Here is a 22403-nt window from a genome sequence, read left to right as displayed (position 1 = left end):
CCGTGAATCATCTCAACCGTGTATCACGTCAGCCGGGCCATCGCCCTGGCCCACGACGCGGTCGTCCAGTCGCGCGACACGTCCCCCACGGGTCCGAAGGCATCCGCGTAGGTCTCCAGCACGAGATTCCCGTCCCGCACGACGATCAGCACCTTTTGCGCGCCCTTGTCGTGTCCCCACAGGCCGGGCGGGAGAGTGGTCTTCACCCCGCTGACGGAGGCGCCGGGAATGTCGGGCAGTTCGGCGGAGGTCAGCGGGGCGATCTTCACTTTGACGCGTCTGCCTTGGTAGGCGACCCGCACGCTCGCACACCCCCTGGGCACCCGGACGTGGAACAGCGAGTCCGGCAGCGACTCCGGGACGGAGATCAGCGACTCGCCGAGCGCGTGTCTGCCGCTGAACTCGACCACGGCGGCGGGGCTCTTGGGGAAACGGGCGACGACCTTCGGATCCCAGAGCAGCCCTGTGGTGGCCGCGGTCCTGCATCGCGCCGGAAGAGCGCTGAAGGCCCAGTCGGCGACGGCCGTACCGCCGGAGGCGAATCTCGATGCGCGGGCGGCGACGGTGTGCACCTTCGCGTAGCCGGCCTTCGAGCCGATGAGCGCGGCCTTCAGTTCGCTCGCGGCTGGCCCGGAGGCCGGTGGTTGCGCGGCGGCGGTCACGGACAGGGCGGCCAGGAGCGGTGCGATGAATCGGATCACGATGCCTCCACGGAGATCGCGGCGTTTCCCGCAGCGTGGCAAAGAGGCGTTGCGAATCGCGTATAACCGCCCGTATAAGAGCATTGACCAGCAAGGGGCGTGATGCTGCTTCGCATCCTGGGACCGATCGAGATCCGGCAGAACGGCGAGGCCGTACGGCTGACCGCACCGAAGACGTGTGCGCTGCTCGCCGCGCTGGTCACCTGTCCGAACGAGCCGGTCGTCCTGGACGGCTTGGTCGATGCGGTGTGGCCGTCCGACCCGCCGCCGTCCGCCGCGGACAACCTTCGGGTGTACGTCGCCCAGTTACGCCGTGTCCTGGGGGACGGCGCGCGCATCGTCTCCGTCAACCGGGGCTACGCCCTGACCCTCGACTCCGATGAGCTGGACGCGCGGAGGTTCGAGGATCTTCTCGCGGAGGCCCGGCGGCGGCGGACGGGGGACCTCCAGTCCGCCGCCGCGGCGTACCGGGACGCACTGGCACTGTGGCGCGGCCCGGTCTTCGGCGGTGCGGACCTGAGCGGGAGGGCCCACGAGTACGCGGTCAGGCTGGAGGAGGAACGCGCCGCCGCGGTCGAGGAGCGGATCGACGTCGAACTGGCCCTGGGACGCCACAGCCCACTGATCGGAGAACTGCGTGGCCTGGTCGCCGCGCATCCGCTGCGGGAACGGCTGCACGGACAGCTCATGCTGGCCTTGTACCGCTCCGGCCGCCAGGCCGAGGCCCTGGAGGCATACCGGAACGCCCGGCGCGTCCTCGTCGAGGAACTCGGACTCGATCCCGGGCCCGAACTGCGCGCGATCGAGTCGGCGATCCTGACCGGCGAGCCGAGGGGCGTCTCTCCGGCTCCGACCGGCCCGGGGTCCACGCGGTCGCCGGCGATGGTGCCCTCGCCCCGGCGGGTACGCCGCCGGGTCAGGCCGATCCTGGTCGCGGGTCTCGGCGTGCTGGTGGCGGTGACGGCGGCGCTGGGGCTGCGGGGCTCCTCGCCCAAGGGGAGCCCGCCCACACCCGCACGGGTCGAGATGGCGAAGGGGGCGGTGGGGGACGGCGTCCTGACCGTCGGGACCCTGCTGCCGGTTACGGGGTCCCTCTACTTCCTCGGGGCCGCGACGGCCGCGGGAGCCGACCTGGCGGTCCAGGACGTCAACGCCGCGGGTGGCGTGCTCGGGCGGCCCGTGCGCCTCGTCCGGTCGGACTCGGGCGACCCGGCACGGGACATCGCGTCGTCCGCCGTCGCGGATCTGCTCGCCCGGAAGGCGGATCTCATCGTGGGCGCGGTGTCCAACACCGTGTCCCTGACCATCCTCGATCAGGTCACCGAGGCGGGGGCGGTGATAATTTCGCCCTCCAACACCTCGTCGCTGCTCACCTCCGCCTACGACCGCGGCCTCTACTTCCGTACGGCGCCCGGGGACGACCTGCAAGGACGTGCGATCGGCCGGCTGATCGCGGAGAACCACGACCGCACCGTCGCGATCACGGCCCTCGACGACCCCTACTCGGAGAGCGTGATCGGGGGAATCGAGTCGGCGATCACCGGGACCGGGAGCCGCGTGGTCAGGAAGGTCACGTACGACGAGGACGAAACGCGCTTCGCGAAGCCGCTGAACACCGTCACCCGGGAGAAGGCGGACGCGCTGGTGCTCATCGGCTTCGAGGAGACGGCCGAGATCGTCAAGGAACTGAGGCGGCGTGGGGTCACGGCCGGCACCCAGCACTGGTATCTGGTGGACGGCAATCTCTCCGACTACTCGGCGGATCTGCCCAGGGGGGCGTTGCTCGGTGCCAAGGGGACGCTGGCCGGTGCGGACGCCGGCGAAGAGTTCGCCCGGCGGATGCGTGCGATGGATCCGAGCCTCGGCGATCTCGGCTACGGCCCGGAGGCCTATGACGCGGTGATCCTGGGAGCCCTCGCAGCGGAGGCGGCCGGGGGGGATCTCGGCCAGTCCGTGGCCGCGCGGCTGAGGGACGTCAGTTCGGGTGGTCGGAGATGCACGTCTTACCGGGAGTGCTCGGCCCTCGTCCGCTCCGGTCTGGACATCGACTACGACGGGTTGAGCGGGCGGATCGAGTTCGACAGCAACGGGGACGTCACGGAGGGGACCTTCGGGGTGTACGAGTACGCCGCGGACAACACCTACAGTCGTGCCGGCACGCGCGTCGTGACGTCCCGATGAGCGCGGCGGACTCCTACAACCGGGACAGCGCGGCGCGGGCCATGGTGTGGAGCAGGTCGGCCATGGCCTCGGGGGCGAGCTCCCCGGCGCTGCGCGGGGTGGAGTTGAGCAGGCCGAAGACCGCGTGCGTGGCGGCGCGCAGCCGCGCGGGCGGGCACGCGGGGTGCAGTTCGGACAGCACGGTCACCCACTCCTCGACGTACAGCCGCTGCAGCCGCCGGATGGCCCGGCGGGCCTGCTCCGGCACGTTGTCCAGCTCGCGCTCGTGGACGCGGATGAGCGCGGGGTGAGTCAGCGCGAACTCGATGTGCCCGGACAGCAGCGCGTCGAGCGCGGCCTCCGCGGTGTCCGGGTCGGCGGTGGTGGCCAGCCGTGCCCCCTGCTCGCGCAGCCGCTCGCTGATGTCGAGCAGCATCTCGGTGAGCAGGGCCTCCTTGCCGTTGAAGTGCCGGTAAAGCGCCGGCCCCGACACGCCCACGGCCGTGCCGATGTCCTCGATGGACACGCCGTGGAAGCCGCGCGCCGCGAAGAGGTCCGCCGCCGCTTCGAGGATCTCGGCCCGCCGATTGCGGGTAGGGGTCTTCACGGTCCTCCCAGTCTGCACGGCACCATGGTAGACGGAGTCTGTTAATGATGATTAACATCCGAGCATGAGCACGAGTGACTGGCCGGTGCTGGAGAGCCGGTGCGACCCGGGCGGCGAGCCGTACAAGCGCAACGCGGAGGCGAACGAACGCCTGGTGGCGGACCTGCGGGAACGGCTCGCGGTGGCGGCGCGAGGCGGCCCCGAGCGGGCCAGGGCCAGGCACGTCCAGCGCGGCAAGCTGCTGCCCAGGGACCGCGTCGACACGCTCCTCGACCCCGGCGGGCGGTTCCTGGAGCTGTCCCCGCTCGCGGCCACCGGCATGTACGACGACCAGGCCCCGGCCGCCGGGATCATCACCGGCGTGGGACGGGTCGCCGGACGCGAGGTCGTGATCGTGGCCAACGACGCCACCGTCAAGGGCGGCACGTACTATCCGATCACGGTCAAGAAGCACCTGCGCGCCCAGGAGGTCGCCCTCCACAACAACCTGCCGTGCGTGTACCTGGTCGACTCGGGCGGCGCCTTCCTGCCGAAGCAGGACGAGGTCTTCCCCGACCGCGAGCACTTCGGCCGTATCTTCTACAACCAGGCCACCATGTCGGCGCGGGGCATCCCGCAGATCGCGGCCGTGCTCGGCTCCTGCACCGCGGGCGGGGCGTACGTCCCGGCGATGAGCGACGAGGCCGTGATCGTCCGCAACCAGGGCACGATCTTCCTGGGCGGGCCGCCGCTGGTGAAGGCCGCCACCGGCGAGACCGTCACCGCCGAGGAACTGGGCGGCGGCGACGTCCACGCCCGCGTCAGCGGCGTCACCGACCACCTCGCCGAGGACGACGCGCACGCCCTGAAGATCGTGCGGGACATCGTGTCGACGCTCGCCCCGGGAGGCCCCCGCCCCTGGGAGGTCGCGCCCGCCGAGCCGCCGCTGTGGGACCCCCGCGACCTGTACGGCATCGTCCCCCAGGACACCCGGCAGCCGTACGACGTGCGCGAGGTGATCGCCCGGGTGGTCGACGGCAGCCGGTTCCTGGAGTTCAAGGCCGAGTACGGCCCGACCCTGGTCACCGGGTTCGCCCGGATCCACGGGCACCCCGTGGGCGTCGTGGCCAACAACGGCATCCTGTTCGGTGAGTCGGCGCTCAAGGGCGCGCATTTCATCGAGCTGTGCGACCGGCGGTCTATCCCGCTGGTGTTCCTGCAGAACATCAGCGGCTTCATGGTCGGCAAGGCGTACGAGGCCGGGGGCATCGCCAAGCACGGCGCGAAGATGGTGACGGCGGTCGCCTGCGCCCGGGTGCCGAAGTTCACGGTGATCATCGGCGGCTCGTTCGGCGCGGGCAACTACGCGATGGCCGGCCGCGCCTACTCGCCCCGCTTCCTGTGGATGTGGCCGAACGCCCGCATCTCGGTCATGGGCGGCGAGCAGGCGGCCACCGTGCTCACCATGGTCGGCGACGCCGACGCCGACGAGATCCGGGCGCAGTACGAGCACCAGGGCAACCCCTACTACTCGACCGCCCGGCTGTGGGACGACGGGGTGATCGACCCGGTGGACACCAGGACCGTCCTCGGCCTGGCGCTCGGCGCCGCCGCGAACGCCCCCCTCGAACCCGTCGGCTACGGCGTCTTCCGGATGTGAGGCAGTCTTGATGACTCGTTCACCAGCTCCTCGTTCGCTTCGCGAGCGGCTCGTTCCTCACCGCTCACTCCGCTCACTGCGTCGGGTTCTCGCTGTGTTGATGACTCGTTCACCAGCTCCTCGTTCGCTTCGCGAGCGGCTCGTTCCTCACCGCTCACTCCGCTCACTGCGTCGGGTTCTCTCGTGATGTTCTCCAGTGTCCTGATCGCCAACCGGGGCGAGATCGCCGTCCGGATCATCCGTACGCTGCGCGCGATGGGGATCCGCGCCGTCGCCGTGCACAGCGACGCCGACCGTGACGCCCGCCACGTGCGCGAGGCCGATCTCGCCGTACGGCTCCCGCGCGGTTACCTCGACATCGACGCGATCGTCGAGGCCGCCCGGGCGAGCGGCGCCGATGCCGTCCATCCCGGGTACGGCTTCCTCTCCGAGAACGCCGAGTTCGCCCAGCGCTGCGCGCAGGAGGGCCTGGTGTTCGTCGGCCCGCCGGCCGGGGCCATCGAGGCCATGGGCGACAAGATCCGGGCCAAGGAGACGGTCGCCCGCGCGGGTGTGCCGGTCGTGCCCGGCGGCGCGGAACCGCACGACGACCTGGCCGAGGTCGCCGAGCGCATCGGCTTCCCCGTGCTGATCAAGCCGTCCGCGGGCGGGGGCGGCAAGGGCATGCTGCGGGTCGAGTCCGCCGACGCCCTGGCCGCGGCCGTCGAGTCGGCCCGCCGTACGGCGACGGCCGCCTTCGGGGACGGCACCCTGCTGATCGAGCGGTTCGTGGACCGGCCCCGGCACATCGAGATCCAGGTCATGGCCGACGGCCACGGGAACGTCGTCCACCTCGGCGAGCGTGAGTGCAGCCTGCAGCGGCGCCACCAGAAGATCGTCGAGGAGGCGCCCTCGCCGCTGCTCGACGACGAGACGCGGGCCCGCATGGGGGCGGCGGCGGTGCAGGCCGCCCGGTCGGTCGGCTACGTCGGCGCCGGCACGGTCGAGTTCATCGTCCCCGGCTCCCATCCCGGTGACTTCTTCTTCATGGAGATGAACACCCGGCTGCAGGTCGAGCACCCGGTCACCGAGATGGTCACGGGCCTCGACCTGGTCGAACTGCAACTGCGGATCGCGGCGGGGGAGTTGCTGCCGTTCGCGCAGGACGAGGTGCGCCTGCGCGGTCACGCCGTCGAGGCCCGCGTCTACGCCGAGGACCCGGCCCGCGACTTCCTGCCGACCGGCGGCCGGATCCTCGCCCTGCGCGAGCCCGCGGGCGAGGGCGTGCGGTTCGACTCGGGGCTGACCGCAGGGACGGCCGTGGGCAGCGACTACGACCCCATGCTGGCCAAGGCGGTGGCCTGGGCCCCCGATCGGGCGGGCGCGCTCGCGGCCCTCGACCGGGCGCTGGCCTCGACCGTGATCCTCGGGGTCACCACGAACATCGGGTTCCTGCGCGCGCTGCTGGCCGACCCGGAGGTCGCGGCCGGGCGGCTCGACACCGGGCTGGTCGAGCGGCGGCTCGGCGACCTGGTGACCGGCGGGGTGCCGGACGAGGTGCTGGCGGCGGCCGCGCTCGTCTTCCACGCCGGGTTCCACGTCTCCGGGCGCACGACGGACGACCCGTGGGACGTCGCGGACGGCTGGCGCGTCGGGGAGCCCGCCTGGACCGTGCACCGGCTCGGCGTGCCCGTACGGGTGCGGGGCGCCGCCGATGACGCGGAGATCGAAGTTAACGATCGTTCACTCGGTCGTGCGCGGTTGCAGTGGACCGGCTCCGATGAGGCGACGGTCACCCTCGGTGGCGTCACCCGGAGGTACGCGGTGGCCCGGAACCGCGACACGGTGTGGCTCGCCGAGGGTGGCCGCGCATGGCCCGTCACCCGGCACGATCCCGGCGACCCGAAGGACCGGGAGGGCGGGGCGCTCGCCGGCGACGGGGTCGTACGCAGCCCGATGCCGGGAACGGTGCTGCTCGTGAAGGCGGCGGAGGGCGACCGGGTCACGGCGGGGCAGCCGCTGGTCGTCGTGGAGGCGATGAAGATGGAACACACCCTGACGGCGCCGGCCGACGGCGTGCTCGCCGAGCTGCGGGCCCGGCCGGGGCAGACGGTGGAGCTGGACGCGGTCCTGGCGAGGGTGACGCCGTGCGAGTGACGATCTACGAGGTCGGCCCGCGCGACGGCCTGCAGAACGAGTCGGCCGTCGTGCCCGTCGAGGTCAAGCGCGAGTTCATCGGGCGACTGGCCGAGGCCGGGCTGACGACCGTCGAGGCGACGAGCTTCGTCCACCCCAAGTGGGTGCCCCAGCTCGCGGACGCGGGCGAACTGCTGGAGAGCCTGCCCCGGGTGCCGGGAGTCCGTTACCCGGTGCTCGTTCCGAACGAGCGGGGTCTCGACCGCGCGCTCGAGCAGGGGGTGACCGACATCGCGATCTTCGGCAGCGCCACCGAGTCGTTCGCCCAGCGCAACCTGAACCGGACCGTCGAGTCGCAGTTCGAGATGTTCGCCCCCGTCGTCGAACGGGCCCTCGCCCACGGCATGCGGGTCAGGGCGTACGTGTCGATGTGCTTCGCCGACCCCTGGGAGGGACCGGTCGCGCCCGAGCAGGTCGCACGGGTCGGGCGCAGACTGCTCGACCTCGGCTGCTACGAGCTGTCGCTGGGCGACACGATCGGCGTCGGCACGCCCCGGCACGTCGAGGCGCTGCTCGACGCCTTCGCCGAGACCGGCGTCGGGCCCGACCGGCTGGCCGTCCACTTCCACGACACCTACGGGCAGGCCCTCGCCAACACGCTCACCGCGATCAAGCGGGGGATCACGGTCGTGGACTCCTCCGCCGGCGGCATCGGCGGCTGCCCGTACGCCAAGAGCGCCACCGGCAACCTCGCGACCGAGGACCTGGTCTGGATGCTCGACGGTCTCGGCGTCGAGACCGGGGTGGACGTCAGGTCGCTGACCGCCACCAGCCTCTGGCTCGCCGAGATCCTGGGCCGGCCGAGCCCCTCCCGCGTCGTCCAGGCTCTGGCCAAGGAGATTTGAGATGCTCAACGACGAGCACGTCGAACTGCGCAAGTCGGTCGAGGAGTTCGCCCGCGAGGTGGTGGCCCCCGTCATCGGGGACTACTACGAGCGGTGCGAGTTCCCGTACGACATCGTCCGCAAGATGGGCGCGATGGGCCTGTTCGGCCTGCCCGTCCCGGAGGAGTACGGCGGCATGGGCGGCGACTACTTCGCGCTGTGCCTGGCCCTGGAGGAGCTGGCGAGGGTCGACTCCTCGGTGGCGATCACCCTGGAGGCGGCGGTCTCGCTGGGCGAGATGCCGATCCTGCGGTTCGGCACGGACCCCCAGAAGCAGCGGTGGCTGCCGAAGATGGCGGCGGGGGAGACCCTCGGGGCGTTCGGGCTGACCGAGCCCGGCGGCGGGTCGGACGTGCCGGGCGGCATGCGCACCACGGCCGTCCTCGACGGCGGCGAATGGGTGATCAACGGCTCGAAGGCGTTCATCACCAACTCGGGCACCGACATCACCGGCGTCGTCGCGGTGGCGGCGATCACCGGTCGCAGGGAGGAGGGCAGGCCGGAGATCTCCACGATCCTGGTGCCGTCGGGCACGCCGGGCTTCATGGTGTCGAAGAAGTACTCCAAGGTCGGCTGGTCGGCCTCGGACACCCGGGAGCTGTCGTTCGCCGACTGCCGGGTGCCGGAGGAGAACCTGCTGGGCGAGCGCGGCCGGGGCTACGCGCAGTTCCTCCAGACGCTGGACGAGGGCCGGGTGGCCATCGCCGCGCTGTCGGTGGGCCTCGCCCAGGGCTGCGTGGACGAGTCCCTCCGGTACGTCCGGGAGCGCCGGGCCTTCGGCCAGGAGATCGGCCGCTACCAGGCCATGCAGTTCAAGATCGCCGATATGGAGGCCAGGGTGCACACGGCCCGGCTGGCCTACTACCACGCCGCCGAGCGCATGCTGGCCGGTCTGCCGTTCAAGAAGGAGGCGGCGATCGCCAAGCTCGTGTCGTCCAACGCCGCGATGGACAACGCCCGCGACGCCACCCAGATCTTCGGTGGCTACGGCTTCATGAACGAGTTTCCCGTCGGCCGCTTCTACCGGGACGCGAAGATCCTGGAGATCGGCGAGGGCACCAGCGAGGTCCAGCGCATGCTCATCGCCCGCGAACTCGGCCTGCCCGCCTGAGCCCGTTCCGCCTGGTCCGGATCACTCGCCCCCGGCCGTGTGCCCGTTGGTCGACTGACTTCGATTCCTCCCCGTCGTCCCAAGGGACCGGCGGGGATTTTTCCGTGCGGTGTGGCGAACCCTGGTATCAGAGAGTAGTGACCCCCGCACGCCTCGTACTGTTCCTGGACTACCAGAACGTTCACGGCTCGGCCTTGCGTGCCTTCTGGCCTCGTGGCACGCACCCGGCAGAAGGCCACGTCGACCCTCACCGCCTCGGCACTCTCATCGCACGTGCACGTGACGCCCGTGGTGTCACTGGCTGAGCGAGGAGGGCTGCCACGCCGTCCCCGATTCCATCGACTATGGCCGGTCACGAAGCTGAAGGACGCCGGAGGGGTTCAGCGGGTGGCGAAACGCCGGAAACCTGTCCGGGGCGTCGAGCACCGTGGGTGCCTGCGGGGAACGGAGGGCCGGCATGGCGGTCGAGATCGTGTACGAGACACATTCGATCACGGAGGACAACGGGAGGGGCATCGCCACGGGATGGCTGCCGGGCAGGCTCTCCGAAGCAGGGCGGCGGCTCGCGGCCGAGCTCGGCGAGCGGCGCGGGAACACGGGCCTCGCGGCCGTGTTCGTCTCCGACCTGCACCGTGCGGTGGAGACGGCCCGGATCGCGTTCGAGGGCACGCCGATCCCCATCCACCTGGATCCACGGCTGCGCGAATGCGACTACGGCCCGCTCAACGGCGGGCCGGTCTCGCTGGTCGCCGCCCGGCGGGCCGCGCACATCGACGTGCCCTTTCCCGGCGGCCAGAGCTACCGCCAGGTGGTCGAGGCCACGGAGAGCTTCCTGCGTGATCTGGCCGCCGACTGGGACGGCGCCCGCGTGCTCGTCATCGCCCACTCGGCCAACAGGTGGGCGCTGGACTGCCTGCTGACCGGCGCGCACCTGGAAGACCTGGTGGACGCCCCCTTCGACTGGCGCGAGGGCTGGCATTACACGCTACCCACCGGCTGGCGCGGGTCCGGAGACTGATCCTCCATCGGTGCGGGCGCCGCCGACGTCGTCCGCTGCGCGCCGCTACCCGATCCCCGTGCCGCCTCAGCCGGTCGATGGGCCGATCCACGGCGGTTGGCGGAACGTCGCCTCCGCATAGGGCGTGGGGCTGATGATCCGGTGTGCGCCGCCTTGGACCTGGAAGATGAGGTGCGCCTGACCGAGCGAGGGGTCGGCGATCTCGTCGGGGAAGGCCACGCTGGTCTGCCCGCCCCGGTCGAGGTCGTAGACCCCGTTGACGCCGCGGTAGACGAGTGCGCGCAGGTCGCGGGCGACGGCGTCGAAATCTTGGGGGCGCCCGCACGATGCCCAGGCCAGGGCCAGCAGGTTGATCTGGTCGTAGGCCGCGCTCGCCACGGCCCTGCCCGGCGCGGCGCCGTACTTCCTGGTGAAGCGGTCGACGAAGGCGCGACCCCGGCTGTCGCCGTAGAGGCCGGTGACGGTCGCCCACACGACGCCTTCCGCCGCTTTCCCGGCCAACCGCAGGAATTGCGGTACGGCCGGCGTGTAGACCATGTAGACCAGCGTCGGCGACGGCTCGCGCACGAACTCCCGTTGGAACGCGGCCGCCTCCTCTGCCAGGTGATGCGTGATCATCACCGCGCCCGGCGTGTGGGTGCGGATGGCGCGCAGCGCCTCGTTCCAGTCGTCGTACGGCGGGGTGAGCCTGACGACGAAGTCGATGGTCAGCCCCGCCTGTTCGATCAGCCGCGAGGTCTCCTCGTTGAACGCCTGCGTGTCCGGCATCGTGGTCTCGACGAAGCCGACACTCCGCCGACGCGGTCTGAGCTCGTGCAGGAAACGGGCGAAGCCCTTGCCGTAGTTGCCGCGAGTGGGGCCGGTCTGGAAGATCCGGCCGAACCTGTCCGGCTCCTGCCGCACCCACGCGGCCTGCAGATCGCTGGTGGCGATGTTGAGGTAGGGCGCGCCATAGTCGGCCACGATCTCGTACGAGGCCCGCTCGTCGGTCAGCAGATAGCCGCCGACGATGGCCGACACCTCCCTGGCCGCGAGCTCCGCCAGGCCCGCCGAGACCGACTCGGCGTCGAGCGCGTCCACAGCGGTGACATAGGTGCGCACAGGCCTGCCCGCCACGCCGCCGCGCGCGTTGAGTTCCTCAACGGCCAGCTCGGCTCCGCGGCGCATCTGCTCGCCGTCGTCCCCCGAGGCGCCCAGCAGCGGCAGCAACAGCCCGACTTCGTGCGGCGCGACCGCGACCGGCCGGCGTGGCACCACCCCGAAGGTCGCGAACGCGGGCAGGGGCCCCGCGGTGTGCATCAGCTTGTCCACGGCACCCACCGCGAGGGCGGCCAGTTCCGGACAGCGGCCGGGGAGCGGCAGCCGGAGAAGGCCGTGGTCGACCGCGAAGGCGGCGGCGCCGCTGCGGGTCGCCTGGCCGAGCTTGGCAAGCACGCTCTCCACCTGTTTGGAAACCGTGCGCGGACTGGTGCCCAGATAATGCGCCACGTCGGTGTTGGTGAGCCCTCCGGCCAGGAGGGTCAGCACGTCGAGCTCGCGCGGGGTGAGCCCGTACGGCGGCGGCACCTCGACCGCGGACACCACCACGTCGTCCGTCTCGCGCGCGACCGTCATCGAGACGTGCGTCCAGCACTCGTCCCGCTCGACCTCCAGGAAGGTGAGGGCGTCGCGTCCCGCCCGCAACAGCGCGATCGCCGCCCTTACCAGCATCGGCCTGCCGGAGAGGTCGACGCCGATGTCGTCCAGCCGCATCACCGTGCCGTCGGCGCAGACGCGTGCCATCCCCGGCAGGGAGGACACATCCACGGGCGTCTCCTCGTACTTCAGGCGGTGCGGTCCCGGCAAGGGTTGTCCATAGGGTAATCGACGTATTGCCGCAGATAGTAGGCCATGTGACCGTTTCTCCAATCGACAGAGAGGACTGCGATGAGACTCGGCGTGGAGTGCGGCGGAACCTTCACCGACCTGGTGTTGCTCGATGACGTCGGACGGCTTGTCGCCACTGGGAAGGTGTTCTCCACCCCGGCCGACCCGTCCCTCGCTGTGCTGGAGGCCATCTCCCGTCTGGAGACGGTTGACCTGTCCGGTACGCCGCTCCTGCATGGTTCCACGGTCGCCACGAATGCCGTCCTCGAGCGGAAGGGACCGAAGCTCGGCCTCATCGTCACTCAGGGCTTCCGCGACGTCCTTGAGCTGCAACGGCACGACCGCGACGTGATGTACGACCTGCATTACCGCAAGCCGCGGCCACTCGTGCGGCGTGAGCTGGTGCGCGAGGTGCCGGAGCGGCTCGACGCGAACGGCAAGCCGCTGGTCGCGCTCGACGAACAGGCCGTCCGTGAAGCGGTGTCCGAGCTGGCCGGGCTCGGCGTCACCTCGATCGCCGTGTGCTTCCTGCACAGCTACCGCAACCCCGCCCACGAGCAGCGGGTCCGTGAGCTCGCCGCCGAGGTCGCGCCCGCCCTCGACGTCTCGCTGTCCAGCGAGGTCGTGGCGGAGTTCCGCGAGTACGAGCGGGCCAGCAGCACCACCATCGACGCCTTCGTCAAGCCGACGGTCGACAGCTACCTGAGCCGCCTGGAGCGTTCCCTCGCCGAGCGTGGCATGGGCGCGGTGTCGATGATGCAGTCGAACGGCGGTGTGGTGCCCGCCGCCTACGTACGGCGGCGGCCGATCCACGTGCTGCTCTCGGGCCCGGCCGCCGGGGTTGCCGGCGCCGTCGCGGTCGCCGCCGCGGCGGGCATCGGCGACATCGTCACCATGGACATGGGCGGCACCAGCACCGACGTCTGCCTGGTGACGGGAGGCCGGCCCCAGATCACCAACGAGTCCATGATCGACAGGATTCCGGTCAAGCTCTCCATGGTGGACATCGCCACCGTGGGTGCGGGCGGCGGCAGCATCGTCCAGCTCGATCCGGGCGGCATGCTCCAGGTCGGCCCGCGGAGCGCCGGCGCCGACCCGGGTCCCGCGTGCTACGGCCGAGGGGGAACGGTCCCGACCGTGACGGACGCGAACGTCACCCGCGGACTGATCCGTCCCGGTCATTTCCTCGGCGGCAGGCACGCGCTCGACCGGCCGGCCGCCGTGCGGGCGCTCGACGTGCTCGCCGGTCCGCTGGGACGTACGCCCGCCCAGCTCGCCGAGGACGTCTTCCGCATCGCGAACGTCGCGATGGCGGGAGCGATCAGGCTGGTCTCCACCGAGCGCGGTCACGACCCTCGCGATCACACGCTCGTCGCCTATGGCGGCGCCGGCCCGCTGCACGCCGCCGCGGTCGCCGGCGAGCTGGGCATCAGGACCGTGCTGGTCCCGCCGCACGCCGGCCTCATGTCCGCGTACGGCCTGCTCAGCTCCGACTTCCAGCGCCGCTTCGCGGTCACCCGGGTGGCGGACCTGCACGAGCTGGCACCGGGCGAGCTCGACGACGTCTTCGCCGAGTTGCTCGCCGACGCCCGCGCCGAGATCGCCGCCCAGGACATGAACCCGGACGACATGCTCGTCGAACACGAGCTGGATCTGCGTTACCGGGGCCAGGGCTTCGAGCTGACGGTCCCGGTGCCGAGGGGATCGGGGCCGGCCGAGGCCGCCGAGCTGTTCCACGATGCCCACACCCTCAGGTATGGCCATGCCACTCGGGGCAAGCCGGTTCAGGTCGTCACCTACCGGCTCACCCTCCGGCTGCCCCGGCGCGACACGGCGTTGCCCGCCGTACAGGTGGAAGGCTCCGCGCGCCGCGAGGACCTGCCCGTCGTGATCGACGGGAGGGAACAGACCTGCGCGTTCCTGTGGAGGGCGGGGCTGCCGCCCGGCTTCGCGATCAACGGACCCGCGGTGATCGAGGAGGACTCCGCCACCACCTATGTGCCGCCCGGCTGGACAGCCGCCGTGGACGACGCCACCAACCTGCTGCTGACGCGAGGAGCCTGACATGACGGTCGATCCGGTCACCCTGAACATCGTCGGCACCGCGCTGGCGGCGATCCCCCGGGAGATGGCGGCGAACCTGCGGCGTGCCGCGTTCTCCTCGGTCGTGCGGGAGGCACGGGACTACGCGGTGGCGCTCGTCGATCCACACGGCAACGTGGTCAGCCAGGCCGAGGCCATCCCCATCATGACCGCCGGCATCTCGCATGCGATCGCCGCCGTGCTGGCCGGCAACGACCCGCGCACTCTCACGGCCGACGACGCGATCCTTTACAACGATCCCTTCAACGGCGGTCAGCACCTGCAGGACATCTATCTGTTCACACCCGTCTTCCATGAGGACCTGCTCGTCGGGTTCGCGGCCAGTGTCGCGCACCACGTGGACATCGGAGGCGGCGAGCCGGGACTGACCATCAACGCCAAGGAGGTCTTCCAGGAGGGGTTGCGCCTGCCCGGCCGGCCGTTCTCGGTCTCCCGTGACTGGCACGGCGGCTTCGTCGAGCAGCTGTTCCGGCTCAACGTCCGGGTTCCCGACCTCGTGGTGGGCGATCTGAACGCGCAGTTCGCGGCCAACAGCGTCGCCGCGGAACGGCTGCGCGAGCTGGTCTCCAGACATGGGGCCGAGCTCACCTTCGCGGTGATGGAGGAACTGCAGAACTACGCCGAGCGGCGGCTGCGTGACTCCATCTCCGAGATCCCGGACGGCGACTACTCCGCCGAAGAGATCATCGACGCGTCGTCCTGGGGAGGCGATCGGCACCACGTCAGGGTCTCCGTCCGCGTGCGGGGCTCCGACATCGAGGTCGACTTCGCCGGCACCGACCCTCAGGTCGGCGCCAACCTCAACTGCCCGTTCGCCTCGACGGTCTCCTCTGTGCAGAGTGCGATCCGCGGCCTGCTCAGGGACAAGGACATCCCGTTCAACGAGGGCTGCAACCGGCCCATCACGGTGAAGGCCCCTTACGGCTCGATCCTCAACCCGGCCGCGCCGGCCGCCGTCCGGGCCAGGCTCACCCCGGCCAGCCGTGCGTTCGACGCGGTGATCCGGGCGCTCGCCGACGCGCTGCCCGACCGTGTGGTGGCCACGGGCTACGACACGACCAGCGCCGCGGCGCTCAGCTACCTCGACCCCGACAGCCACGAATACCAGGTGGTCCTGGAGGTGCTCGGCGGCGGCTGGGGCGCGGGTCCCGGACAGGACGGCGCGGACGGGCTCGACAATCCGATCTCCAACTGCGCCAGCGCCCCCGTCGAGGCGCTGGAGATCGACTACTCGCACTTCAGGGTGACGGAGTTCGCCCTCGTCCCCGGCTCGGGAGGCGACGGCCGCAACCGCGGCGGCCTCGGCTTCGTGCGTACGTACGAGGCGACCAGGGACGGCGTCACCTTCTCCGCCTACTCCGACCGGCACCGCTACGGCGCCCGCGGCCTCTTCGGCGGCGGCGACGGCGCCACCGGCGGGCTCGAGGTGACCAGGTCCGACGGGACCATCCAGCGGCTGTCCCACATCGACGCGGTCAAGCTCGCCGCCGGTGAACGGATCAGCCTGCGCACCGGCGGAGGCGGAGGCTACGGCCCGCCCGCCGAGAGGCCGGTGGCAGACCGCGAGGCCGACCTGAGGGACGGCTTGATCGTGAAGGAGACCCCCCAATGACGAAACCGCAGATGCGCCGTGTGGCACTCGCGTCCGCGCTCGGCACGAGCATCGAATGGTACGACTTCTTCATCTACACGACCGCGTCCGCGCTGGTCTTCAACAAGCTGTTCTTCCCCACGCTGTCTCCGATCGCGGGCGTGCTGTCGGCATTCGCCACGTACGCCGTCGGCTACGTCGCCAGGCCACTCGGCGCCGTCGTGTTCGGTCACTTCGGGGACCGGATCGGGCGTAAGAAGTCGCTTGTCTGGACGCTGCTCATGATGGGCACCGCGACCTTCCTGGTCGGCTGCGTGCCCACATACAGCGGCATCGGCGCGCTCGCACCTCTGCTGCTCGTCGTCCTGCGCTTCGTTCAGGGCCTGGCGGTCGGTGGTGAGTGGGGCGGCGCGGCGCTCATCTCCGTCGAGCACGCGCCTGCGCGGCGGCGCTCGTTCTTCGGCGCGTTCGCGCAGATCGGCTCGCCGGTCGGGCTGCTCCTCGCCACCGTCATGTTCACCGTGCTCAACGGCCTGCTGACCGCCGAGCAGTTCGAGAGCTGGGGCTGGCGTCTCCCGTTCCTCGTCTCCATCGTGCTGGTCGTGGTGGGCTTCCTGGTGCGACTGAGGATCGAGGAGACCCCCGACTTCCAGAAGTCCACGCGATCGGACACGCTGCCCATCGTCGAGTGCCTGCGCACCTCATGGCGGCAGATCGTGGTGGGCCTGGGCATCTTCGCGGGCGGCTTCGTCGCCTACTACCTGCTCACCACGTTCATGCTCGCCTACACCACGACTCAGCTGGGCCTGCCCAAATCCACCGCACTGGCCGGGCAGATCGTGGCAGCGGTGGTCGAGGCGGCGCTCATGTTCGTCTTCGCCGCCATGGGCGACAAGCACGGCAAGGCCAAGGTGATCGGCTGGGGCGCCGTGGCGGGGCTCCTTTGGGCGGTGCCGCCGTTCTGGCTCTTCGGGACCGGCAGCGCCTTCTGGCTCTGCGTGGGCGTCGGCGTCGGGCTCATCGGCGTGACCGCCACCTACTCGGTGGGCGCGGCGTACGTGGCCCAGTTGTTCGCGCCGCGCGTCCGCTACACCGGCATGTCGCTGTCCTACCAGCTCGCCGGGGCCATCGGCGGAGGCGTCGTGCCGCTGTTCTCCACCGCGTCGCTGGAGTGGACCGGCGGCCACTACTGGCCGGTCGCCCTGACAACCGTGCTGTTCTACGCGTTCACGCTGGTCTGCCTGCGCATCGGGCGCGTCCGCGAGGGCGCGGCCGTGCCCGCTCCTGCCGTGGGGGTGGCGCGGTGACCGTCAACGGAGGCGTGTCGTTCTGGTATCGCGAGATCGGCCTGCCCAGCCGTCGCAGGCCGCTCGACCGGTCCCTCGACGTCGACGTGTGCATCGTCGGCGGCGGCTACACCGGCCTGTGGACCGCGTACTACCTGAAGAAGGGCGATCCGGCCCTCCGGATCGCGGTCCTCGAGCGCAGCTTCGCCGGCTACGGCGCCTCCGGTCGCAACGGCGGCTGGATCACGGCGGCCCTCGCCGGGTCACGGCGGCGCTTCGCCGCCACGCACGGCCGGCAGGCCGTCCTCGACCTTCAGCGGGCGATGAACGGCAGCGTCGACGAGATCGTCGCGGTGGCCGCCGCCGAGGGGATCGAGGCCGACATCGTGAAGAACGGCATGCTGCGCGTGGCGCACGCACCCGCCCAGCTGCCCAGGCTGCGTCAGCAGGTCGTCACCGCCCAGGCGTGGGACGACGACGTGGTGCTGCTCGACGCGGAGGAGACGGTCGCCAGGATCGGCGTCGCCGGTGCGCTCGGCGCGTCCTACACCCCGCACTGCGCCCGGGTCCAGCCGGCCAAGCTGGTCCAAGGGCTGGCACGGGCCGTGGAGGGGCTGGGCGTCGAGATCTACGAGTCCACCCCGGTGACCGGAATCGCCCCCCACACGGCCGAGACGCCGTACGGGACCGTCAAGGCCCGGTTCGTGATCAGGGCGACCGAGGGATTCACCGCCGGACTGCCGGGTGAGCGGCGCACCTGGCTGCCGATGAACTCCTCGCTGATCGTCACAGAACCGCTCGGGGAGCGGTTCTGGGCGCGGATCGGCTGGACGGGCAGGGAACTGCTCGGCGACGTGTCCCATGCGTACATCTACGCGCAGCGGACCGCGGACGACAGGATCGCGATCGGCGGGCGGGGCTGGCCCTACAGATTCGGATCGAGGACGGACAACGACGGCCGAACCCGGGCGGCGACCGTACGGCAGTTGCGGGACGCGCTCGTCAGGCTGTTCCCGTCCACCGCCGACGCCGAGATCGCGCATGCCTGGTCCGGCGTGCTCGGCGTGCCCCGTGACTGGTGCTCCACCGTCGGGCTGGACCGGCGCACGGGACTCGGCTGGGCGGGAGGCTATGTGGGGCACGGCGTGGCCACGGCGAATCTCGCCGGCCGCACGCTCCGCGACCTCGTTCTGGGCGCCGACACGACGCTGACCAGGCTGCCCTGGGTGGGCAGGAAGGTCAGGAAGTGGGAGCCCGAGCCGTTGCGCTGGCTGGGCGTGCAAGGGATGTACATGGCCTACCGCGAGGCCGATCGTCAGGAAGTGGTCGCCGGACGGGTGACCTCTTCGCCCCTCGCCAGAATCGCCGACAAGGTCGCCCGCCGCGACTGATTGTCACCGACGGTGCCGGGCACTGCGCCTGCGGCGCGCGGCGGGGTCCCCGCGGGCGAACGCGGATCTCTACGGCATGGTCCGGGGCGGGAGGACGGTGAGGTACAGCGGGGCGTGGCCGTCGTAGCCGAGCCCGTGCTGGTTCCACGGGACGTCCGCGGGCCGGGGCTGGACGTTGCCCGCCTTGTCGCGGGCCCGCGACATCACGCGGTATCGCCCCGGCCGCGCCCCTCGCCACGGCACCTCGAACCGCACCCAGATCAGCGGTTCGGGCGGGGTGAGGAGTCTCGCCCCGCGCCAGGGCGTCTCCGCCACCCAGCGCCCGGGGGCGATCAGCCGCTCGATCGCGACGTCGACGTGGTCGATCGCCCCGGCGCCGGACCAGGCCCGGCCGTGCAGCGTGTGGTCGCCGGGCGGGAGCGTGACGCCGTCGTCGAGTTCGAGGGCGCTGCGGATCCGGCCGACGGTCGGCCGGACGGGGGTGGGATAGGAGGGGCCCACGAGCACCTGGTTGCGCTGGAGCCCCTGCGCGGGCAGGCGCCGTACGGACGCCTCGATGGTGCCGAGCCACTTGACCGCCGTGTTGGCGCCCCACCCGGACATGAGGGCGCGCAGCGGGTAGCCGTGGTCGACGGGCAGGTCGGCTCCGTTCATGTGATGCACCAGCAGGCTGTCGTCCCGCAGGGCCTTGCCCGCGGGGATGACCTCCGAGTAGTGCACGGTCCCCTCCGGGGTGGCGATCTCGTCCAGGCCGGTGAACCGCACGTCCACGGCGTGGCCGAGTCCGGCCGCCGCGAGCACGTCCCTGACCCGTACGCCGGTCCACTCGGCGGCGCCGACCGCGCCGAAGTGCCACTGCGTGTAACCGGTGGGAAGCCATCGGCCGTCGCCCGACGGCGGGAGCTCGGGGAAGAAGGCCGAGCAGTTCGCGCCGCAGTCGAGGGTGCGGCGCAGGGTGACCTGGGGCAGCGCGAGCAGGTCCGCGTACGAGAACGACCTGGGACGCGAGACCGCGTCACCGGTGATCTCCAGGTGCCACGACGAACGGTCGATGTGCGGCGGACGGGCCCGGTTGTGGATATAGAACCGGTCGTTGGGAATCAGGTCCCCATATCCGCCGACCGGACCCCACTTCATCTCTTCCGAGCCGTTTCCCCGGTGGGAGAAGTATCGGGACGGGGTCTCCTGCACGACGAAGTCCTGCCGGGCGGTCCCAGGGGCGGCCTGCCGCGGTGGCGCCTGCCGTACGGCGGCGAGGGCCAGCGGTCCCGCGGCCGAGTAGGCGAGGAACCGGCGGCGGGAGCAACCCGTCTCTCCGCTCTCGGCCCAGTCCTGTCGACGACGATCTTCCATGGCCCTCACCCCGACCTATACCTGCCCATTCCTGGACAAATGCCTCGTCGGGTCCGCGGGTTCGTTCAGGCGATGGTGTAGCGGAGTTCCGGGCGGCCCGGGCCGCCGTACTGCGGGACCCGGCGCGCGACGCCGGTGTCGACGAGGTGTTCCAGGTAGCGCCGGGCCGTCACCCGGGACACCCCCACGGCCGCGCCCACGGCCTGGGCCGACATGCCGCCGGCGGCGTTCCGCAGCGCGCCCGCCACCGCCTCCAGGGTGTCGCCCGTCATCCCCTTGGGCAGATGGGGGCGGGCGGTCCCGCGCAGGGTGGACAGCGCCCGGTCCACCTCGCCCTGGCCGCTGACCTCGCCCGGCCCGCTGATCGACGACCGGAACGCCGCGTATCGCTCGAGCTTCTCCTGCAGCAGGGCGAAGGTGAAGGGCTTCAGCAAGTACTGCACGACCCCGGCGGAGACGGCCGACCTGACCACCGACAGGTCCCGCGCGGAGGTGACGGCGATGACGTCACAGGGAAGGCCCGCGGCCCGCATGGCCCGGCAGACGTCCAGCCCGTGCATGTCCGGCAGGTAGAGGTCGAGGAGCACGAGATCCACCGGTTCGCGGCGCAGCGCGCGGACGGCCTCGCCTCCGGACCTGGCCACGCCGGCGACCCGGAAGCCCGGCACCCGCTCGACGTACAGGCGGTTCGCCTCGGCCGTGAGCTCCTCGTCCTCCACGATCAGGACCGTGATCACGGCCGCACCTCCTCGCGCGCCGGGTCGCCTGTCACGCCATCGTGGGCCGGCCGGGGCGGCAGCGGGAGCCGTACGGTGAAAATCGCGCCCTGACCACCGGGGCCCTGACCACCGGTGCCCACCTCGATGCCGCCGCCCAGGCGCCGGGCCGCCTGCCCCGCCATCGCGAGGCCGAGCCCCCGGCCGTCGCCCTTCGTGGACCAGCCGCGCCGGAACACGTCCCGTACGACTCCGGGGTCGAGCCCGGGACCGCTGTCGGCGACCCGGATCAGGAACGTGCCGTCCTCGGCGCGCAGGTGGACGCGGACCCGGGCGGGCGGCGCGCCCTGCACCGCGGCGTCGATCGCGTTGTCGATCAGGTTGCCGACGATGGTCACGAGGTCGCGGGCGTCGAGGGCGACGTCGTCGAGCTCGCTGCCGGGACTGATCACGAGGTCGACCCCGCGTTCGGCGGCCGCCGCGCTCTTGCCGAGCAGCAGCGCCGCGAGGACGGGTTCGCGGACCGCGCCCACCACGCGGTCGGTGAGCCGCTGGGCCGCCCGCAGCTCCGCGGTGGCGAACTCCACCGCCTGGTCGGCGCGGCCCAGCTCCACGAGCGCGACGACCGTGTGCAGCCGGTTTGCGGCCTCGTGCGCGGCCGAGCGGAGCGACTCGGCGAAGCCGCGTTCGGCGTCGAGCTGCCCGGTGAGGGCCTGCAGCTCGGTGTGGTCGCGGAGCGTGACCACCGTGCCGAGCGAGCGCGTACCGGAACGGACCACGGCGGCGCTCGCCACCAGCACGCGCTCCCCGGTCAGGTGGATCTCGTCGGACCGGCTCTCCCCGGAGCCGAGCATCGCGGCCAGCGAGGGCGACAGGCCCAGGTCGCCCACGTGCCGTCCCTCCGCGTCCGCGGGCAGGCCGAGCAGCTCGCGGGCGCCGTCGTTGGCGAGGGTCAGCCGGCCGTCGCGGTCGACGAGCAGCAGCCCCTCGCGCACCGCGTGCAGGATCGCGTTGTGGTACTCGTACATGCGGCTCAGCTCAGCCGGGCCCAGCCCGTGCGTCTGACGGCGCAGACGGGCGCCCACCAGGTAGGCGCCCGCGATGCCCGCCGCCAGGCCGAGCAGTCCGGTGAGTACGGCCGAGCCGATCTGTTCGCGCACCTCGGCACTGATCTTCGCCACCGTGATGCCGGCGCTGACCAGTGCCCGGACCCGGCCGGTGGCGTCCCGTACGGGGGTGACGGCCCGTACGGACGGCCCCAGGGTGCCGGTGTAGGTCTCGGTGAACGTGCGCCCGGCCAGCGCGGGCGCGATGGTGCCGAGGAAGCGCCCGCCGATCTGCCGGGGGTTGGGATGCGTGTACCTGCGGCCATCCCTGTTCATGATCGTGATGAAGTCGAGCCCGGCCTCCGCGCGCACCCGCTCCGCGTACGGCTGGAGCACGGCCGAGGGGTCGGGGTCGTCCAGCGCGTCGAGCACGGTGGGCGCGTCGGCCACACTGATCGCCACCGCCCTGGTCGTCCTCGCGGCCTCGTCGCCGAGTAGCTCGCTCGTACGCAGGAGGCCGAGAAGCGTGGCGCCGGCCACGGTGATCCCGACGACCAGGATCTGCAGCACGAGCACCTGCCGGGCCAGGCTCCAGCGTCCGAGCCTGGTGGTCATCGTCGTCACGGCCTCAGCGTCCTCGTTCCACGTGCGGGTCTGCGCGGGTTCACCGGGGCGCGCCGGTGAAAACCGCCGTGAACGAAATGTACGCAATAGTGACCCAGGTCACTACCGCGGCGCATAGTCACCGACCAGATC

Annotated in this window: 16 protein-coding genes; 10 read left to right on the top strand and 6 right to left on the bottom strand. The window is 71.5% G+C overall.

Annotated elements, in window-relative coordinates; all coding sequences use genetic code 11:
• Positions 1–23 precede the first annotated feature (23 nt).
• Positions 24–701, bottom strand: a complete 678-nt coding sequence (locus tag IL992_RS11225; RefSeq protein WP_193203260.1) for a cupin domain-containing protein — start codon at positions 699–701, stop codon at positions 24–26.
• Positions 702–803: 102 nt separating this feature from the next.
• On the opposite strand from IL992_RS11225, the gene IL992_RS11220 reads away from it, so the two are divergent.
• Positions 804–2882, top strand: a complete 2079-nt coding sequence (locus IL992_RS11220; protein ID WP_193203259.1) for a BTAD domain-containing putative transcriptional regulator — start codon at positions 804–806, stop codon at positions 2880–2882.
• A 13-nt stretch (positions 2883–2895) separates the two neighbouring features.
• On the opposite strand, the gene IL992_RS11215 is transcribed toward IL992_RS11220, so the two are convergent.
• Positions 2896–3486, bottom strand: coding sequence for an SACE_7040 family transcriptional regulator (locus tag IL992_RS11215; protein WP_319018482.1), 591 nt, complete (start codon positions 3484–3486; stop codon positions 2896–2898).
• A gap of 46 nt (positions 3487–3532) precedes the next feature.
• Here IL992_RS11215 and IL992_RS11210 point away from each other — a divergent pair, with 46 nt between their 5' ends.
• From IL992_RS11210 to IL992_RS11190, 5 genes are all read left to right on the top strand, one after another.
• Entirely contained in the window at positions 3533–5107 is a 1575-nt protein-coding gene (locus tag IL992_RS11210; protein ID WP_193203258.1) for a carboxyl transferase domain-containing protein, read from the top strand.
• A 186-nt stretch (positions 5108–5293) separates the two neighbouring features.
• Positions 5294–7243 carry an acetyl/propionyl/methylcrotonyl-CoA carboxylase subunit alpha gene (locus tag IL992_RS11205; protein ID WP_193203428.1) on the top strand — a complete coding sequence of 650 codons (1950 nt, stop codon included), beginning with the start codon at positions 5294–5296 and terminating at the stop codon, positions 7241–7243.
• The gene (locus tag IL992_RS11200; protein WP_193203257.1) at positions 7234–8127 is read left to right on the top strand and encodes a hydroxymethylglutaryl-CoA lyase; all 894 of its coding nucleotides are present in this window, start codon (positions 7234–7236) and stop codon (positions 8125–8127) included. Before IL992_RS11205 ends, IL992_RS11200 begins: the two co-directional genes overlap by 10 nt.
• A gap of 1 nt (position 8128) precedes the next feature.
• The gene (locus IL992_RS11195) at positions 8129–9277 is read left to right on the top strand and encodes an acyl-CoA dehydrogenase family protein (protein ID WP_193203256.1); all 1149 of its coding nucleotides are present in this window, start codon (positions 8129–8131) and stop codon (positions 9275–9277) included.
• 457 nt (positions 9278–9734) lie between these two features.
• A complete protein-coding gene (locus IL992_RS11190) occupies positions 9735–10295 on the top strand; it encodes a histidine phosphatase family protein (protein ID WP_193203255.1) in 561 nt (186 codons plus the stop codon).
• A 66-nt stretch (positions 10296–10361) separates the two neighbouring features.
• On the opposite strand, the gene IL992_RS11185 is transcribed toward IL992_RS11190, so the two are convergent.
• The gene (locus tag IL992_RS11185) at positions 10362–12101 is read right to left on the bottom strand and encodes an ABC transporter substrate-binding protein (RefSeq protein WP_193203254.1); all 1740 of its coding nucleotides are present in this window, start codon (positions 12099–12101) and stop codon (positions 10362–10364) included.
• Positions 12102–12221: 120 nt separating this feature from the next.
• Here IL992_RS11185 and IL992_RS11180 point away from each other — a divergent pair, with 120 nt between their 5' ends.
• The 4 genes from IL992_RS11180 to IL992_RS11165 are packed head-to-tail and all read left to right on the top strand — an operon-like array spanning position 12222 to position 18532.
• Entirely contained in the window at positions 12222–14225 is a 2004-nt protein-coding gene (locus IL992_RS11180) for a hydantoinase/oxoprolinase family protein (RefSeq protein WP_193203253.1), read from the top strand.
• A 1-nt stretch (position 14226) separates the two neighbouring features.
• A complete protein-coding gene (locus tag IL992_RS11175; protein WP_193203252.1) occupies positions 14227–15876 on the top strand; it encodes a hydantoinase B/oxoprolinase family protein in 1650 nt (549 codons plus the stop codon).
• Positions 15873–17162 (top strand): MFS transporter, encoded by a 1290-nt coding sequence (locus tag IL992_RS11170; RefSeq protein ID WP_193203251.1) that lies wholly within the window; start codon positions 15873–15875, stop codon positions 17160–17162. The genes IL992_RS11175 and IL992_RS11170 overlap by 4 nt, the downstream gene beginning before the upstream one ends.
• The gene (locus tag IL992_RS11165; RefSeq protein WP_193203250.1) at positions 17159–18532 is read left to right on the top strand and encodes an NAD(P)/FAD-dependent oxidoreductase; all 1374 of its coding nucleotides are present in this window, start codon (positions 17159–17161) and stop codon (positions 18530–18532) included. Before IL992_RS11170 ends, IL992_RS11165 begins: the two co-directional genes overlap by 4 nt.
• A gap of 69 nt (positions 18533–18601) precedes the next feature.
• On the opposite strand, the gene IL992_RS11160 is transcribed toward IL992_RS11165, so the two are convergent.
• From IL992_RS11160 to IL992_RS11150, 3 genes are all read right to left on the bottom strand, one after another.
• Positions 18602–19885, bottom strand: coding sequence for a molybdopterin-dependent oxidoreductase (locus tag IL992_RS11160; RefSeq protein ID WP_193203249.1), 1284 nt, complete (start codon positions 19883–19885; stop codon positions 18602–18604).
• Between the two features lie 65 nt (positions 19886–19950).
• Positions 19951–20622, bottom strand: coding sequence for a response regulator (locus IL992_RS11155; protein WP_193203248.1), 672 nt, complete (start codon positions 20620–20622; stop codon positions 19951–19953).
• The gene (locus IL992_RS11150; protein WP_193203427.1) at positions 20619–22262 is read right to left on the bottom strand and encodes an ATP-binding protein; all 1644 of its coding nucleotides are present in this window, start codon (positions 22260–22262) and stop codon (positions 20619–20621) included. The genes IL992_RS11155 and IL992_RS11150 overlap by 4 nt, the downstream gene beginning before the upstream one ends.
• Positions 22263–22403 lie beyond the last annotated feature (141 nt).

Origin of the sequence: Microbispora sitophila, assembly GCF_014892245.1 — a bacterium.
Taxonomy (GTDB): Bacteria; Actinomycetota; Actinomycetes; order Streptosporangiales; family Streptosporangiaceae; genus Microbispora; species Microbispora siamensis.
Note: the sequence above shows the minus strand (reverse complement) of the source record. Positions and strands in the feature narration are given on the sequence as shown.

Bases quoted from the DNA above. Each gene is read 5' to 3' on its own strand.
- IL992_RS11220 (WP_193203259.1), top strand. From the start codon at position 804: ATGCTGCTTCGCATCCTGGGACCGATCGAGATCCGGCAGAACGGCGAG.
- IL992_RS11210 (WP_193203258.1), top strand. From the start codon at position 3,533: ATGAGCACGAGTGACTGGCCGGTGCTGGAGAGCCGGTGCGACCCGGGC.
- IL992_RS11205 (WP_193203428.1), top strand. From the start codon at position 5,294: ATGTTCTCCAGTGTCCTGATCGCCAACCGGGGCGAGATCGCCGTCCGG.
- IL992_RS11195 (WP_193203256.1), top strand. From the start codon at position 8,129: ATGCTCAACGACGAGCACGTCGAACTGCGCAAGTCGGTCGAGGAGTTC.
- IL992_RS11190 (WP_193203255.1), top strand. From the start codon at position 9,735: ATGGCGGTCGAGATCGTGTACGAGACACATTCGATCACGGAGGACAAC.
- IL992_RS11180 (WP_193203253.1), top strand. From the start codon at position 12,222: ATGAGACTCGGCGTGGAGTGCGGCGGAACCTTCACCGACCTGGTGTTG.
- IL992_RS11175 (WP_193203252.1), top strand. From the start codon at position 14,227: ATGACGGTCGATCCGGTCACCCTGAACATCGTCGGCACCGCGCTGGCG.
- IL992_RS11170 (WP_193203251.1), top strand. From the start codon at position 15,873: ATGACGAAACCGCAGATGCGCCGTGTGGCACTCGCGTCCGCGCTCGGC.
- IL992_RS11160 (WP_193203249.1), bottom strand. From the start codon at position 19,885: ATGGAAGATCGTCGTCGACAGGACTGGGCCGAGAGCGGAGAGACGGGT.
- IL992_RS11150 (WP_193203427.1), bottom strand. From the start codon at position 22,262: ATGACCACCAGGCTCGGACGCTGGAGCCTGGCCCGGCAGGTGCTCGTG.